This is a genomic window from Streptomyces sp. R28, assembly GCF_041052385.1.
In the GTDB taxonomy this organism is placed as follows: domain Bacteria; phylum Actinomycetota; class Actinomycetes; order Streptomycetales; family Streptomycetaceae; genus Streptomyces.
Genome location: NZ_CP163439.1, coordinates 2377944 through 2392236 on the forward strand (window position 1 = coordinate 2377944; position 14293 = coordinate 2392236).

At 72.1% G+C, this 14293-nt stretch carries 13 protein-coding genes and 2 pseudogenes; 5 read left to right on the forward strand and 10 right to left on the reverse strand.

Annotated elements, in window-relative coordinates; all coding sequences use genetic code 11:
* Nucleotide 1: 1 nt before the first annotated feature.
* The 3 genes from AB5J49_RS10390 to AB5J49_RS10400 all read right to left on the reverse strand — a co-directional run bounded on the left by AB5J49_RS10390 (nucleotide 2) and on the right by AB5J49_RS10400 (nucleotide 2390).
* Nucleotides 2-445: a hypothetical protein gene (locus AB5J49_RS10390; RefSeq protein ID WP_369168266.1), complete on the reverse strand. Its 444-nt coding sequence runs from the start codon at nucleotides 443-445 to the stop codon at nucleotides 2-4.
* 102 nt (nucleotides 446-547) lie between these two features.
* Nucleotides 548-1843, reverse strand: a complete 1296-nt coding sequence (locus AB5J49_RS10395) for an ABC transporter substrate-binding protein (protein WP_369168267.1) — start codon at nucleotides 1841-1843, stop codon at nucleotides 548-550.
* The gene (locus tag AB5J49_RS10400) at nucleotides 1818-2390 is read right to left on the reverse strand and encodes a hypothetical protein (protein WP_369168268.1); all 573 of its coding nucleotides are present in this window, start codon (nucleotides 2388-2390) and stop codon (nucleotides 1818-1820) included. The genes AB5J49_RS10395 and AB5J49_RS10400 overlap by 26 nt, the downstream gene beginning before the upstream one ends.
* A gap of 156 nt (nucleotides 2391-2546) precedes the next feature.
* On the opposite strand from AB5J49_RS10400, the gene AB5J49_RS10405 reads away from it, so the two are divergent.
* The 3 genes from AB5J49_RS10405 to AB5J49_RS10415 are packed head-to-tail and all read left to right on the forward strand — an operon-like array spanning nucleotide 2547 to nucleotide 6414.
* On the forward strand, nucleotides 2547-3023 hold the full coding sequence (locus tag AB5J49_RS10405; RefSeq protein WP_369168269.1) for a hypothetical protein: 477 nt from the start codon (nucleotides 2547-2549) through the stop codon (nucleotides 3021-3023).
* Nucleotides 3023-5740 (forward strand): ATP-binding cassette domain-containing protein, encoded by a 2718-nt coding sequence (locus tag AB5J49_RS10410; protein ID WP_369168270.1) that lies wholly within the window; start codon nucleotides 3023-3025, stop codon nucleotides 5738-5740. The genes AB5J49_RS10405 and AB5J49_RS10410 overlap by 1 nt, the downstream gene beginning before the upstream one ends.
* Complete coding sequence (locus tag AB5J49_RS10415; RefSeq protein WP_369168271.1) at nucleotides 5737-6414, forward strand: ATP-binding cassette domain-containing protein; 678 nt, start codon at nucleotides 5737-5739, stop codon at nucleotides 6412-6414. Before AB5J49_RS10410 ends, AB5J49_RS10415 begins: the two co-directional genes overlap by 4 nt.
* On the opposite strand, the gene AB5J49_RS10420 is transcribed toward AB5J49_RS10415, so the two are convergent.
* Entirely contained in the window at nucleotides 6347-6889 is a 543-nt protein-coding gene (locus AB5J49_RS10420; protein ID WP_369168272.1) for a transglycosylase family protein, read from the reverse strand. The genes AB5J49_RS10415 and AB5J49_RS10420 overlap by 68 nt on opposite strands.
* A 116-nt stretch (nucleotides 6890-7005) precedes the next feature.
* Nucleotides 7006-7671 (reverse strand): transglycosylase family protein, encoded by a 666-nt coding sequence (locus AB5J49_RS10425; protein ID WP_369168274.1) that lies wholly within the window; start codon nucleotides 7669-7671, stop codon nucleotides 7006-7008.
* 539 nt (nucleotides 7672-8210) lie between these two features.
* Here AB5J49_RS10425 and AB5J49_RS10430 point away from each other — a divergent pair.
* Nucleotides 8211-8993, forward strand: a complete 783-nt coding sequence (locus tag AB5J49_RS10430) for a hypothetical protein (RefSeq protein WP_369168275.1) — start codon at nucleotides 8211-8213, stop codon at nucleotides 8991-8993.
* Between the two features lie 133 nt (nucleotides 8994-9126).
* On the forward strand, nucleotides 9127-9480 hold the full coding sequence (locus tag AB5J49_RS10435) for a hypothetical protein (RefSeq protein WP_062714094.1): 354 nt from the start codon (nucleotides 9127-9129) through the stop codon (nucleotides 9478-9480).
* A 48-nt stretch (nucleotides 9481-9528) separates the two neighbouring features.
* On the opposite strand, the pseudogene der reads toward AB5J49_RS10435, so the two are convergent.
* The 5 genes and pseudogenes from der to aroH all read right to left on the reverse strand — a co-directional run bounded on the left by der (nucleotide 9529) and on the right by aroH (nucleotide 14105).
* Nucleotides 9529-11008, reverse strand: a pseudogene (der, locus tag AB5J49_RS10440) (ribosome biogenesis GTPase Der).
* A gap of 81 nt (nucleotides 11009-11089) precedes the next feature.
* Nucleotides 11090-11782 (reverse strand): lysophospholipid acyltransferase family protein, encoded by a 693-nt coding sequence (locus AB5J49_RS10445; protein WP_369168276.1) that lies wholly within the window; start codon nucleotides 11780-11782, stop codon nucleotides 11090-11092.
* Nucleotides 11740-12425, reverse strand: a pseudogene (gene cmk, locus AB5J49_RS10450) ((d)CMP kinase). The gene AB5J49_RS10445 and the pseudogene cmk overlap by 43 nt, the downstream one beginning before the upstream one ends.
* A 235-nt stretch (nucleotides 12426-12660) precedes the next feature.
* Nucleotides 12661-13746, reverse strand: coding sequence for a prephenate dehydrogenase (locus AB5J49_RS10455; RefSeq protein WP_369168277.1), 1086 nt, complete (start codon nucleotides 13744-13746; stop codon nucleotides 12661-12663).
* Entirely contained in the window at nucleotides 13743-14105 is a 363-nt protein-coding gene (aroH, locus tag AB5J49_RS10460) for a chorismate mutase (protein WP_369168278.1), read from the reverse strand. Before aroH ends, AB5J49_RS10455 begins: the two co-directional genes overlap by 4 nt.
* Nucleotides 14106-14293 lie beyond the last annotated feature (188 nt).

Genomic DNA, 14293 nt, shown 5'->3' on the forward strand with positions numbered 1-14293 from the left:
CCTAAAAGCTCGGGGGTACGGGTTCGCGGGCGAGTGCGGGCCCATTTTGTCTGGTCGCGCGGTTCCCCGCGCCCCGTAAGGACGTTGCTCCTAACCGGCATTCGACGCTGAGCTTGCCATTGCGGGTCTCGTACGGGACTCGATCTGCGAGGGGATGTACGTCCATGTCGCCCGGCGCCAAGCGGTCCGGTTCCTCGTCCGTCACGCGCGCGTACGCGTCCCAGTGGCCCTCGGGCAGGGCGACGCTGCTGGGGAGCGCGGCGCGCAGGCGGCCGCGCGCGGCCGGGGTCAGGGGCAGGCTGACCTCCTCGGGGCCCTCGCGATGGCGCAGGACGAGGTGGGCCACCTCGTGGGCCCCGGCCGCGCTGACGTCGAAGGTCAGCCCGCCGGCCGAATCCGCGATGCAGTCGGCGCGCAGGGGTGCTGCCTGCGACACGGGCGTCATACGCTGCGGTTCCTCCCTCGGCTCTGTGTGCTGTGTGTGCTCTGTGTGCTCTGTGCCTGTGCTCTGTCGGTTGGACCGGCGACGCGGCCATTTGGTTGCCCGTCACGGCTGGTACGACAGCTGTGGGACCTCGAAGCACGTGGTGTTCATGTCTCCTTGCGAGACCCAGCCCCTGCCGTCCTCCCAGCGGGCCACCGACAGACAGGTCCGGCGGCTCTTCGGCGGCTCGGCCGACCGCTCGAACCTGACCGGGATCAGCAGGCCGTCGGCGGTGTATCCCTGGCTGCGGTTCATGAAGTCGTCGACGCACGCGCGCGTGATGCCCTCGGCGGCACACGACTTCGCCGCGTCCGTGAACCACATCGCCGCCGCCCAGCCCTCCAGCTGCCACTGGGAGTGCGCCTTCAGCCCTTTGGTCGCGTCCCGGAACTCCCGTACGGCCTCCTGGTCCGTGTCCTCGTGGTTGCGGGACGACCCGGTCGCCCACAGGGCGTTGCGGCAGCGCGGGGAGTCCTTGTAGTCCTCGGCGACGGTGGACGTCCAGTTCTGTACGTTCGTGACCTTGGCGGTGACCTCGGCACCGACGTCGTCCATCGCCTCGCACAGCCGGGCGTTGCCGTGGGTGTCGATGGCGTCGAAGACGAGGTCGGCGCCCTGTTCCTTCAGATCGGCCGCCACCGCGCGGAAGTTGGGCAGCGCGAAGTCGACCTGCTCGGTGACCACCTTGTAGCCCTCGGCCTTCAGCCCCCGCTCGACGAGCCGGGCGTAGGCGGCGGACGCGGGCTGGTTGTAGGAGACGACGGCGGCCGTACGGGCGCCGTGCTCGCGCTTGAAGTACCGGTAGACCTCCGTGCCGCCGTACTGCTTGCCGTCCCAGCCGGTCGTGCCGTCGCGGGGCGCGAGGCTGCCGTAGATGCCGTACAGGTGCGGGTAGGTGTCGTAAGCGGACCCGATGGGCTGGCCGCCGATGTCGGGCACGCGTGCGTGTGAGACGCGGGAGGCGCCCGCGTAGTCCAGGGCGGTGGTGGCGACCAGGGCGACGACGTCGTCCTCGTCGATCAGCTCATGCACGCACTCGTTGTTGCCGACGCCGCTGCCGCCGTCGTCGCACTCACGCACCTCGACCCGGCGGCCGTCGATGCCCCCGCGCGCGTTGAGGCGCTCGAACCAGGCCTTGGCCCCGTCGCGCGGGCCGGTGAAGGCGCTGCCGCCGACGGGGCTGGTGGCGCTGGTGATGATGCCGACGCGGACGGGGGTGCGGTCCGCCGCGGGCGCCGAGGGCGTGCTGCGGTCGCGGTGCTCGAAGTCGCTCTCCGCCAGCCGGCTGCCGCACGCCGTACTCAGAGCCAGCACCACCACGGCGATCGCCGCCTCAGCACCCCGGGATCGGCGACCCATTGCCGCTCAACTGGACCAGCGCGCAGAGCGTCTTGGCGGACACCTTCCAGGTGCCGTCCTGTTCGACCGCGGTCCCTGAGGCGTTCGGCAGGGCGGTCGCGCCCCTCAGAGTCAGGTCGTACGTCACGTTCGCCTCGGTCGGCGAGGTGAACTCGACCTTGGAGACCGTCGCCCGGACCTGCCCGCCGCGCTCGTCACCGCTGAACGCCCGAAGGACCGGCGCCATCTGCTCACCGTTCTCCAGGACGGTCTGCTTGTCCTCCAGCGCCGTCTGCGGGTCGAAGAACTTCTGCCAGTTCTGCTTGATCTCCGTCTCGGCGGCCCCCGCGTCGGCGGGCGCCGTCGCGGCCGGCGACTGCTCGGTCTGCTCGACCGTCGGCGTCGGCGGCGTCTCGTTGCCGCCGCCTCCCTCGTCGTCGCTGCAGGCCGCGAGGGCCGGGGCGAGGAAGAGGAGCAGGGCGGCCGCCAGCGCGGTCCCCCGTCCCGCCGCCCGTGGACCGCACCCCCTGTGTGCGTTGCTCCGCCTGAGGTCGCTCCCGAGAACCATCTGGCTCACCACCGGGTGTCGATCCGGGCCGTGTGCGCCCGGTGCTTTCAGGGTCAGCTTGCAGGAGGCATAGTGCAAGCCATTGGCTGACATGGACAGGCACATGCGCAGAAACCCGCTGTGCGTGCACTGAAACCCGACGTGTGGGAGCCGGCGATGCGGACAGCCCGACTGCGGACCGTGCACCCCGTCCTGTGGGCCGGCTGGGCCGCGCTCGCGGCGGGCGCGGTGCTGTGTGTCATCGGTTGGTACGGCATCTCCGGTGAGCGGTTCGCCGAGCGGCAGCTGCCGTATCTCGCGTCCTGCACGGTCCCCGGCGCCGCGCTGATCATCGCCGGGGCGGTGCTGCTGACCCACGGCCGGGGCGCGCTCGCCGCCGCGCGCGTGGAGGAGCTGTACGGCCTCCTGGTGGCCGCCGAGCACGCGGGGTCCGAGGACTCCGGGCCGGCGGCCGCGGCGCCGCTGGCGGTCAGCGGGGACCTGCTGATGGTGCCCGGCGGCACCCTGTGGCACCGCGCGGACTGCCCGCTGGTCGCCGGGAAGGCGGAGGCGGTCGCTGTCGATGCGAAGCTGGTGAGGAGCGGCGAACTGGGCCCGTGCCCGATCTGTGAGCCCGCCGAAGCGGATGACTGATGTCCTCCCTGACGTACGACCTCACCCTGGCCGGACTGTCGGTCGGCAGCGCCGCCGCGCTCACCGGGATCGGCTTGATCGTGACGTACCGCGCGACCGGGGTGCTGAACTTCGCGCACGGGGCGATCGCGATGGTGTGCGCGTACGTGCTGCGCCAGTGCGTGGTGGAGTGGGGCTGGCCGCTGTGGGCGGGCGCGACGGTGACACTGCTGCTGGTGGCGCCCGGGATCGGGATGGCGCTGGAACGGTTCGTCTTCCGGCCGCTCGCGGTCCTGGGCAGCGACCCGGCGCAGACCCTGGTCGCGTCCATCGGGGTATTCGTGCTGCTGGTGGGCGGCGCGGCGCTGCTGTGGGGTCAGGGAGCGCGGGACGACGTGCCGGAGCTGGTGTCGGCGGATCCGTGGGGTCAGCTGGCGGTGGCGCTGCTGCTGGCGGCCGGGGTAGGGGCAGTACTGCGTCCTTCCGGGGGACACCTCCGGCCCCCCAGCTGGACCCGCTTCGGCCGGGAGCTGCGTGCCGTGGTCGACGACCGTCAACTGGCCGTCCTCGGGGGCATCGACGCGGACCGGGTGGCGGCGGCGGGCTGGGCGTTCGGCTCGTTCACGGCGGGTCTGACGGGCGTGCTGCTGGCTCCGTACGTCCGCCTGGACCCGTACGGCATGCCGCTGCTGGTCATGGAGGTGGTCGCGGTGGCGGTGGCCGCCCGGATGCGCAGCCTGCCGGTCGCGGTGGTGACAGCGCTGGCCATCGGCGTGGCCCAGAGCCAGCTGACGCGTCTGCACCCCTCCGGCTGGAGCGCGCCCCTCCTGCAGGCCGTCAGCACGAACCTCTTCGTCGTGGCCCTGCTGGTCGCCGCCCTGGCCCTCCCCCGCGTCGGCACCCGCGACGCCCTGCCCCGCACGGCCACCGCGCGCGTGCCGACCCCGCCGGGCGCCTGGATCGTGGCGACGGTTCTCTTCCTGCTCCCCCTGGGCTTCGCGGGCTCGGACCTGCATACGTCGGTGCAGGTGCCGGCGCTGGCCGTGGTGCTGCTGTCCCTGGTTGTGGTCACGGGCCGCGGCGGCCAGATCTCGCTCGGGCAGGCGGCGTACGCGGGCCTGGGCGCCCTGTTCACGGCCCTCCTCGCAGCGGGCCGCTTCCCGGGCCTCCCGCCCCTGCCGGAACTCGCGGCACTGGGGCTGGCAGTGATCCTGGTGGCCCCGCTGGGCCTGCTCACCGGCTGGCCGGCGATCAGCCGCCGCGGCCTCGCCCTGGCGCTGGCGACCTTCGCGGTGGGCGTCGGTGTGAGCCGCTTCGTCTTCGCCCAGCCGTACGCGATCTCGGGGCTGTCCCTGGGCCGCCCGACCGGCTTCGAGGGCGACCGCGCGTACTACGTCCTGGAGCTGACCCTCCTCGCGGCCGCCCTGCTGACGACCTGGCTGCTGCGCCGGGGCCGCACGGGCCGGGCCCTGGCGGCGATGCGGGACCACGAGTCGGGGGCGTCGGCGGGAGGCGTGCAGGTGCCCTCCTTGAAACTCCTGGCCTTCGTCTCGGGCGCCGCCCTGGCAGCCCTGGGCGGCGGCCTGCTCGGCATGGGCCTGCGCGCCTTCGACCCGGCCGCCTACGACCCGGTCCGCGGCCTCCTCTGGTTCGCCGCGGTGGTGGTCCTGGGCGCCGACAGCACCCTGGGCGCCTTGGCCGCGGCAGCCCTCCTGGTGGGCCTCGACGCGGGCGCCCGGGGCGGGGTGGCGGCGGCCCTCATCGGCGTACTGGCGGTCCTGGTGGGCCGCTTCCCCGGGGGACCGTACGAGGCACTGCGAACGGCGGCGGCGAGGCTGCGGTTGCGGAGGAGGGCGAGGCTCACGGCGTTGGGGGCGGGCGTGCGCAGGCGGGTACGGCCGCCGGAACGAGGAGCTGCGTCTCGGCCGACCCTGGCGGGGGTGACGGCGACGGGCCCGGCGGGAGCGACACGCCGGAGCGAACAGGCCGCCGCGGGCGCTCGGCCCACACAAGGGCCACCCCCCGCACCGCCACCCGACGTCGCGCCCCTCACCACCCACCACCTCCGAGCCCGCTACGACGGCTTCACGGCCCTCGACGACGTCACCCTCACCGTCCCACCCGGTCACATCACCGCGATCATCGGCCCCAACGGCGCCGGAAAGAGCACCCTGTTCCACTGCCTGGCCGGCACCCACCGCCCCGCCCACGGCCAAGTCCTGCTCGGCACCCGGAACATCACCCGCCTGCCCGCACACGCCCGCACCCGCCTCGGCATCGCCCGCACCTTCCAGCAACTGGCCGTGTTCCCCTCCTTGACCGTGGCCGACAACGTCCGCGTAGGCGCCGAGCACGGCCGGGTACGAGATCCCGCAGCCGTGGAGCGAGCCCTCCGGCTCCTCGGCCTCGACGGCCCCGTACGGGCGATGCCCGCCGCCGCCCTGCCCACCGGCACACTGCGCCGCGTCGAACTGGCCCGTGCCCTCGCGGGCAGCCCGCGCGTGCTGCTGCTCGACGAACCCGCCGCCGGCCTCGACACCGCCGAAGTCACCGCACTGACCCGGGTCCTGAAGGCCCTCGCCGCCGACGGCACGGCCCTGCTCGTCGTCGAGCACGACCTCGACCTGGTCGCCGACCTCGCCGACACCGTGCACGTCATGGCGGCGGGCCGCATCGTCGCCTCCGGCCCACCCGACCGCGTACTCGACGTCGCAGGCTCCCGGGAGACCCCCGTATGACCACGATCTCGCTGCGCCACGTGCGTGTGCGCTACGGCCCCCTGGAGGCCCTGCACGGCGTCACCTTCGCCGCCCCCGGCCCCGGTCTCACCGTCCTGCTGGGACGGAACGGATCCGGCCGTACGACCGCTCTGCGCGCCCTGGCCGGCACCCTGCCCCTGACCGGCGGCGCGGTGGTGTGGGACGGCGCCGACGTGACCCGTATGCCCGCCCACGAACGGGCCCGCCGCGGGCTGTGCCTGGTCCCCGAGCGGCAGGCGGCGTTCGGCTCCCTCACCGTGCGGGAGAACCTCGAACTCGCGGCTGACTCGTACGACATCGCCCTCGGCGCCTACCCTCGCCTCGAACCCCTGCTCGCCCGCCGCGCCGGCACCCTGTCCGGCGGCGAGCAGCGCATGCTCGCCCTCGCTCGCGCCGTGCTGGCACGCGCGCGCGTGGTGCTCGTTGACGAGCCGACACAGGGCATGTCGCCCACGGTCGCGACCCGTACGTACGAACTGCTGAGCGAACTCGACGCCTGTGTGGTCGTCGCCGAGCAGCGCCTGCCGCGCGTGCTGCACGGCAAGGCGGCGCTCGTCTACGAACTGCAACGGGGCGCGGTCGCGTTCAGCGGAGAGACCGGCGAGTGGGAGCGCCGTGCAGCGCGCCGAACCGGGTCGAGCCCTTCCGGATGAGCAGCGAGGTCTTCGCGGTCAGCCGGTCCGTGACGCTGGGTTTCTCCATGTGCATGCGGCCCTTGAGCCCGTATCGCCTGGAGCAGTGCGGCCAGGCCCCCCACCCCTGCACGGCCACCACTTTCCGGGCGATCGTGATCTGCTCCTTGCGGGTGGCGAGATCCGCGCGCGGGGCGTACTTCGCCCCGCCGAAGCCCTCCCAGGTCGACTGCGAGAACTGCAGTCCCCCGTAGTGGCCGTTGCCGGTGTTGATGCCCCAATTGCCGCCGCTCTCACACTTGGCGACGCAGCCCCAGGGCCACTGGTCCTTGGCGCAGCCGTAGGCCACGGGTTTGGGCGGCGGTCCGGGAGCCGGAGGTGGCGCCGTATGGACGTGCCGCGTCGGGTGTGTTGCCGGCGCCGCGTGCGCCGTTCCCGGGAGAACGGCGGTGAACAGGGCGGCGGCCAGGGCGATCGTGAGTGGTGTGCATTTCATATGAGCACGCTAGGCAGCTTATTGCGGCCGACCGGGGCGGCGCGTCCGACGGCCGCCGGTGCCCCACCCGGTCGGCGGACCGGGCGGGGCCCCGCGCCACGGGCGGGGAGCGACGCTCAGAGTTCGAGGCGCTGCCCGGGCACGATCAGATGGGGATCACCGCCGATGACGGACTTGTTGGCGGCGTAGAGCCGCTGCCAGGTGGTTCCGTGCCGGGCGGCGATGCCGCTCAGCGTGTCGCCCTGACGGACCGTGTAGTCACCGCGGGACGAGCTGCGGTTCGGGTGTCCCGCCGAACGCTCCGGCGCCTGTACGGGAGTCGACGGGGCTGCCTTGGCCGACGAGGACGCCGAGTCGGCGCCGGAGGCCGCGGGTGCGCTTCCGTCCGCTCCGGCCCGGGCCGAACAGGTCGGCCACGCGCCCCATCCTTGAGCGCGCTGGACCTTGGTGGCCACGGCGATCTGCTGGGCCCTGCTCGCCCCGTCCGCCGTCGGCGCGTAGGCCGTACCGCCGTACGCGCGCCACGTGGAGGGGGCGAACTGCAGTCCGCCGTAGTAGCCGTTGCCGGTGTTGATGTGCCAGTTGCCGCCGCTCTCGCACTGTGCGATGCGGTCCCACACTCCGCCGTCCGCCGCCGCGGCGTTGCCGGTAGCGGCCAGCAGCCCGAGCGGGGCGAGCAGTACCGCCCCGGCGAGAGCCGCCGTCGTACGAGTCCGGCTCCGGTGCGGAGCCGGCTGCGTCTTGAGAGCGTTGCCGTGAGTGTTATCGGCACATTCGGACATGTAGTTCCCTCTCGAAGCACTCGGGGTCCCCCAGAGCGGAACGCCACTCCCACGCCATGGGACGCGTGAGTCGCGCTCGCCCCGTCCGCCGGATTCGGTACTGCGAGCTGGCTTGTTGCGGGCCGGCGGACGTACCCGAGCGGTGCTCGTTGCACACGGCCGAGGAATGTAGGGAGGGCGACCGGTCGGCATCAACCAACTCCTTGTCATTCCAGGCCAGTTAGCCGTTACCTCCGGTATCGGCGATTTTCGGCCACCCACTTCATTCGCTGATTTCAGGATTTGTCGACCAGCACCCCCGGCGATCTGTGACGCACCCCACCCAACCAACTTCCTTGACCCTCCCGGGACTTGACGGTGAGTGCGCGATTCCGCACCCGAGGTGACCGTGCGCGTTGGATGGTTCGATTCCGTTCGCTGTGGTGCGTGACTCCCGCCACAGATCGTCCGTTGTCTTCTTCATGAGCCCGGCACCCGCCCGGTTCACGGACCGGGAGCCACCCGGCCCCGCCACGCACCGCATCCCGAGGGAGCCAACCGTGCCGCGCATGCTCGACGTCAGCGACGAGGTACGTGCCGAGATCGGCGACGAAGAAGCCGACCGGCTGCTCGCCGGAGAGAACGCACCCGGCAGTTACGACTGCACGTCCTGCCGCACCCCGGGCGACTCCGAACAGGAGCGCACCAGCACCGTCCTGTTCATCGGGGACGAGACCGCAGTCCTCGCCTTCGCCCACGCCACCTGCCTGCCCTCGCAGGTCGTCCAGGTCACCGAGGAGCAGTTGCGGGGTGCCGTGAAGTCCATCACCGGCGACCGGGTCGATCTGCAGCCGGAGTCGATCGTGCCGGAGCAGGCCGTGCTCGGCGTGACCAGCGGACTGGTACTGATCGCCGGGGAGCTGCACCCCGCCCTGGTCGTCGAGCCGACCGGGCCCATCATGCGTCCCGGGGCGACCGGCGCCGGGGACGACTTCCTGCCACTGCTGATCGAACAGGGGTTCATGCCGGTGACGGAGCTGGCCGATGTGCCGCCGGTACTGCACGGCTGGTCCGTGCTGCTGGCCATGGGCCAGCTGCACGCGGTTCTCCAGCCGGGGACCAACGGGGGGCAGCCGGTCGCCTGGTGGCAGGCGCATCAGCCGCTGCTGGTCACCGACGGATGGCGGGCCGCAGCCAACAAGCATCAGCAGGTACTGATGTTCGCGGCACCGGTGGGTTCGATCGGGCGTCAGCCCCGGGAGGACCTGCTGCGGGACGCGCTGGACAAGGCGGCGGCGAACGGGAAGTTGGTCGGTTCGGCGCTGCCTCTGGCCGGGACGTGAGTGCGCCTGACGGGCGGGGGCCGCGGGTCGCACGGCGACCGCGGGTCGGTTGTGGCTGGTCGCGCCGTTCCTCGCGCCCCTAAAGGGCCGTGACCGACCGCATCTCATCAGGCTCGGGGTCGTTTGGACATACGTGCATGCATACGACGTTCCCCGCCATCAGGGCGGCCCCTCGCCCACACCGATCTACGACGCGCTCTACGCCGAGTACGTCAAGTCCTTCCGTTCGCTGCCGGGTGATCGCAGCGGTGAGGAGGACCTGGGGTTCATCGCGTTCGGGAACATCCAGCGCAGTACCGGCACGTACGGCGGCCATCGGCCGGGGTCGTTCAGCAGTTCGTACAGCGCCTACAGCGCGGGAGCGCACAGCGCTCGCCACGGCAGCGGTCAGCAGCCGCAGTGGCAGCGCGTCGGGCACATCGGCCCGCAGGGGGGCACGGGGATGCACCACGTCCCGGCCGCGCTGCCGCCGGCGCGCAGGGGCTGAACACACGAAAGGGCGGCCCGGTACGGGCCGCCCTTCAGCTGTGCGCTGTTACTTCTTCTTGCCGCGCTTCTCCCGCACCCGCACGGAGATGTGGATCGGCGTGCCCTCGAAGCCGAACTCCTCGCGCAGCCGGCGCTCGATGAAGCGGCGGTAGCCCGCCTCGATGAAGCCGGAAGCGAAGAGCACGAACCGCGGGGGCTTGGTGCCGGCCTGGGTGCCGAACAGGATGCGGGGCTGCTTGCCGCCGCGGATCGGGTGGGGGTGGGCGGCGACCAGCTCGCCGAGGAAGGCGTTCAGGCGGCCGGTCGGAACGCGGGTCTCCCAGCCGGCGAGGGCGGTCTCGATAGCGGGGACCAGCTTCTCCATGTGACGGCCGGTGCGCGCGGAGACATTGACCCGCGGCGCCCAGGCGACCTGACCGAACTCGGTCTCGATCTCCCGCTCCAGGTAGTAGCGGCGCTCCTCGTCGAGGGTGTCCCACTTGTTGTAGGCGATCACCATCGCGCGGCCCGCTTCCACGGCCATCGTGACGATGCGCTGGTCCTGCACCGAGATGGACTCGGAGCCGTCGATCAGGACGACGGCGACCTCGGCCTTCTCGACGGCGGCCGCGGTGCGCAGCGAGGCGTAGTAGTCGGCGCCCTGCTGGAGGTGGACGCGCTTGCGGATGCCCGCCGTGTCGACGAACTTCCAGGTCACGCCGCCCAGTTCGATGAGCTCGTCGACCGGGTCACGGGTGGTGCCGGCCAGCTCGTCGACGACGACGCGCTCCTCGCCCGCCACCTTGTTCAGCAGGGAGGACTTGCCGACGTTCGGGCGGCCGATCAGGGCGATGCGGCGCGGGCCCGCCGACTCCGCCCCCGCCGAAGGACTCGCGCGGTGCTTCCGGCAGCGCCTCCAGGACGGCGTCCAGCATGTCGCCGGTGCCACGGCCGTGCAGCGCGGAGACGGGGTGGGGCTCCCCCAGGCCCAGCGACCACAGATACGTGGCGTCCGCCTCACCGCTGGGGCCGTCGACCTTGTTGGCGCACAGCACGACGGGCTTGCCGGCCTTGCGCAGCAGTCGTACGACCGCCTCGTCGGTGTCGGTCGCGCCGACCTTGGCGTCGACGACGAACACGACGGCGTCGGCGGCCTCGATCGCGAACTCGGCCTGCGCGGCCACGGAGGCGTCGATGCCGAAGACGTCCTGCTCCCAGCCGCCGGTGTCGACGACCTTGAAGCGCCGGCCCGCCCACTCGGCCTCGTAGGTCACACGGTCACGGGTGACGCCGGGCTTGTCCTCGACGACCGCCTCGCGGCGCCCGATGATCCGGTTGACGAGAGTCGACTTGCCGACATTGGGGCGGCCCACGACGGCGAGGACGGGCAAGGGTCCGTGCCCGGCGGCCTCGATGGCCCCCTCGACGTCCTCGAGGTCGAAGCCCTCTTCCGCGGCGAGCTCCATGAACTCCGCGTACTCGGCATCGCCAAGCTCTCCGTGCTCGTGCTCTTCGAGCGAGCCCTCGGAGTGGATGTGGTCGTTCATGAAGTCCGTACCTCGTTCATCGTGGTGATCGGTGGACCTCCCGGTGCCTTTGTGCCGGTCTGATCCACTACTCAGTGTCGCCTAGCGGCCGGTCAGCCGCCTGGCGTTTTCCAGGTGCGCGGTGAGCTGCTTCTGGATGCGCTCGGTCGCCTCGTCCAGCGCCTTGCGAGTGCGCCGTCCGCTGCCGTCGCCCGCCTCGAAGGGGTCGCCGTACACGACGTCGACGCGGTGCCGCAGCGGAGGCAGCCCCTTCATCAACCGTCCCCGCTTCTCGGAACTTCCCAGCACGGCGACCGGGACGATCGGTGCCCCGCTGCGCACCGCGAAGTAGGCGAGCCCGGCGCGCAGCGCGGCGAAGTCGCCCTCGCCCCGGGTGCCCTCGGGGAATATCCCGAGGACGCCGCCGTTCGACAGGACGTCGAGCGTCTGGGTGATGGCCGTGCGGTCTGCGGAGTGACGGTCCACCTTCAGCTGGCCGATACCGGTCAGGAAGGGGTCGAGCGGGCCGACGAACGCTTCCTTCTTGATCAGGAAGTGCACGGGCCGGGGCGACACTCCCATCACCATCGGCCCGTCGATGTTGTGGCTGTGGTTGACCGCGAGGATCAGCGGCCCGGTCGCGGGCATCTTCCAGGCACCCAGGACCCGGGGACGCCACAGCCCGTACATCAGGCCGACGCCGATGCGCCGCCCGACCTCGGCGCCCCGCTCGGAGGGCGCGGACGCAACGCTCACTTCCCGGCTCGCTTCTCCTCGACGAGGGTGACGACGCACTCGATGACCTGCTGCAGCGTGAGCGCGGTGGTGTCCACCTCGACCGCGTCGTCCGCCTTGGCGAGCGGCGAGGTCTTGCGGCTGGAGTCGGCGCGTCGCGCTTGATCAGCGCCTCGCGGGTCGCGTGCACGTCGGCGCCCTTCAGCTCGCCGCTGCGGCGGGCCGCGCGGGCCTCCGGGGAAGCGGTGAGGAAGATCTTCAGGTGGGCGTCGGGCAGCACGGTCGTACCGATGTCGCGGCCCTCGACGACGATGCCGACCTCCGCGGAGGTCGCGAGCGAGCGCTGCAACTCGGTGATCCGGGAGCGCACCTCGGGCACCGCGCTGACCGCGCTGACCTTGGAGGTGACCTCCTGAGTGCGGATCGGGCCGGCCACGTCGGTGCCGTCCACGGTGATCGTCGGGTTCGCCGGGTCGGTGCCGGAGACGATCTCGGGCTTGCCGGCCACGGCGGCGATCGCGGACGGGTCCTCGATGTCGATCCCGTTGGTCACCATCCACCAGGTGATCGCCCGGTACTGGGCGCCGGTGTCGAGGTAGCTCAGCCCGAGCTGCGCTGCGACGGCCTTCGACGTGCTCGACTTGCCAGTGCCGGAGGGGCCGTCAATGGCGACAATCACGGGCTTGGCGGCACCGTTTTCCACGGGGGAACACCTTCCTGGTGCGGTGAGGCGGGAGGAGTGGGACGCGAACGTGCCCCGCACAAGGTTACTGGGTGCGACTCACTCGTCCGCCCGCCCGGCGTTCGAGGCCTCATGATGCCGACGGTCACTTCCCAGCGCCGGGCCGTGCATCTCAGCCTGTCCGGCGTTTGCGGACGAGGCCGTTCAGGCCGAAGCGGGGGTCCAGGGGGCGGCAGCCCCCTGGCGGGGTCGAACCCTACTGACGGATCGCCCAGCCCCGCTCCCGCAGCGCAGCACTGAGCACCGGCGCCGCCTTCGGCTCCACCATCAGCTGCACCAAGCCGGCCTGCTGCCCCGTCGCATGCTCGATCCGCACGTCCTCGATGTTGACCCCGGCCCGCCCCGCATCCGCGAAGATCCGGGCCAGCTGTCCTGGCTGGTCGTCGATCAGCACCGCGACGACCTCGTAGGCCCGAGGAGCCGCCCCGTGCTTACCGGGCACGCGCACCTGTCCCGCGTTCCCGCGCCGCAGCACGTCCTCGATCCCGGACGTCCCCTCCAGCCGTTTGGCGTCGTCGGACGACTGCAGCGCCCGCAGCGCCCGCACCGTCTCCTCCAGGTCCGCGGCCACATCCGTGAGCAGGTCGGCGACCGGCCCCGGGTTCGCGGAGAGGATGTCGATCCACATCCGGGGGTCGGACGCGGCGATCCGGGTCACGTCACGAATGCCCTGACCGCACAGCCGTACAGCCGCCTCCTCGGCGTTCTGCAGCCGCGCCGCGACCATGCTGGACACCAGGTGAGGCATGTGCGACACCAGGGCGACCGCACGGTCGTGGGCGTCGGCGTCCATCACCACCGGCACGGCACGGCAGTGCGAGACCAGCTCCAGGGCGAGGTTCAGCACCTCGGTGTCGGTGTCGCGGGTCGGCGTCAGCACCCAGGGACGGCCCTCGAAGAGGTCTCCGGTCGCGGCCAGCGGCCCGGACTTCTCACGGCCCGACATGGGATGCGTACCGATGTACGACGACAGGTCGAGCCCGAGCGCCTCCAGCTCACGCCGCGGCCCGCCCTTGACGCTGGCCACGTCGAGGTAGCCGCGGGCCAGACCCCGGCGCATGGCGTCGGCGAGCACCCCGGCCACGTGCGCGGGCGGGGCGGCGACGATCGCGAGGTCCACGGGCCCCTCGGGCGCCTCGTCCGTGCCGGCGCCGAGCGCGCCCGCCGTACGGGCCTGCTCCAGGTCGTGGTCGGCGAGGTGGACGACGACACCGCGCCCCGCCAGCGCCAGCGCGGCGGACGTACCGATGAGACCGGTACCGATGACGAGTGCGGTTCTCACTGGGCGATGTCCTTGCGCAGGGCGGCCGCGGCACCGAGGTAGACGTGCGCGATGTCGGCGCGGGGCTTGTCGGACTCGATGTGCGCGAGGACGCGCACGACCCGGGGCATGGCGCCCGCGATGTCCAGTTCCTGGGCGCAGATCAGCGGGACGTCGACGATGCCGAGCTTGCGGGCGGCGGCCGCCGGGAAGTCGCTGTGCAGATCGGGCGTGGCCGTGAACCAGATGCTGATCAGGTCGTCCGCGCCCAGGCCGTTGCGCTCCAGGATCGCGGTGAGCAGGGCCCCGACCTGCTCGTCCATGTGGCCGGCCTCGTCCCGCTCCAGTTGGACGGCCCCCCGGACCGCTCGTACCGCCACGGCTTGGCTCCTTGCTGCTGTACGGATCGGCTCTTTCGCCGGTCCAGCCTAGTCAGCCCGGATGCGGCAGACGTACGTCGCCCGCCCGCTGAGACACCGACAGGCGCCCGAAGTCGGCTTTGGCCCACTGTCACCCGTCCGTCCCGGTTTCGCTACCGGACTGCGAACACCTCCGTGCGCCTCTGGAC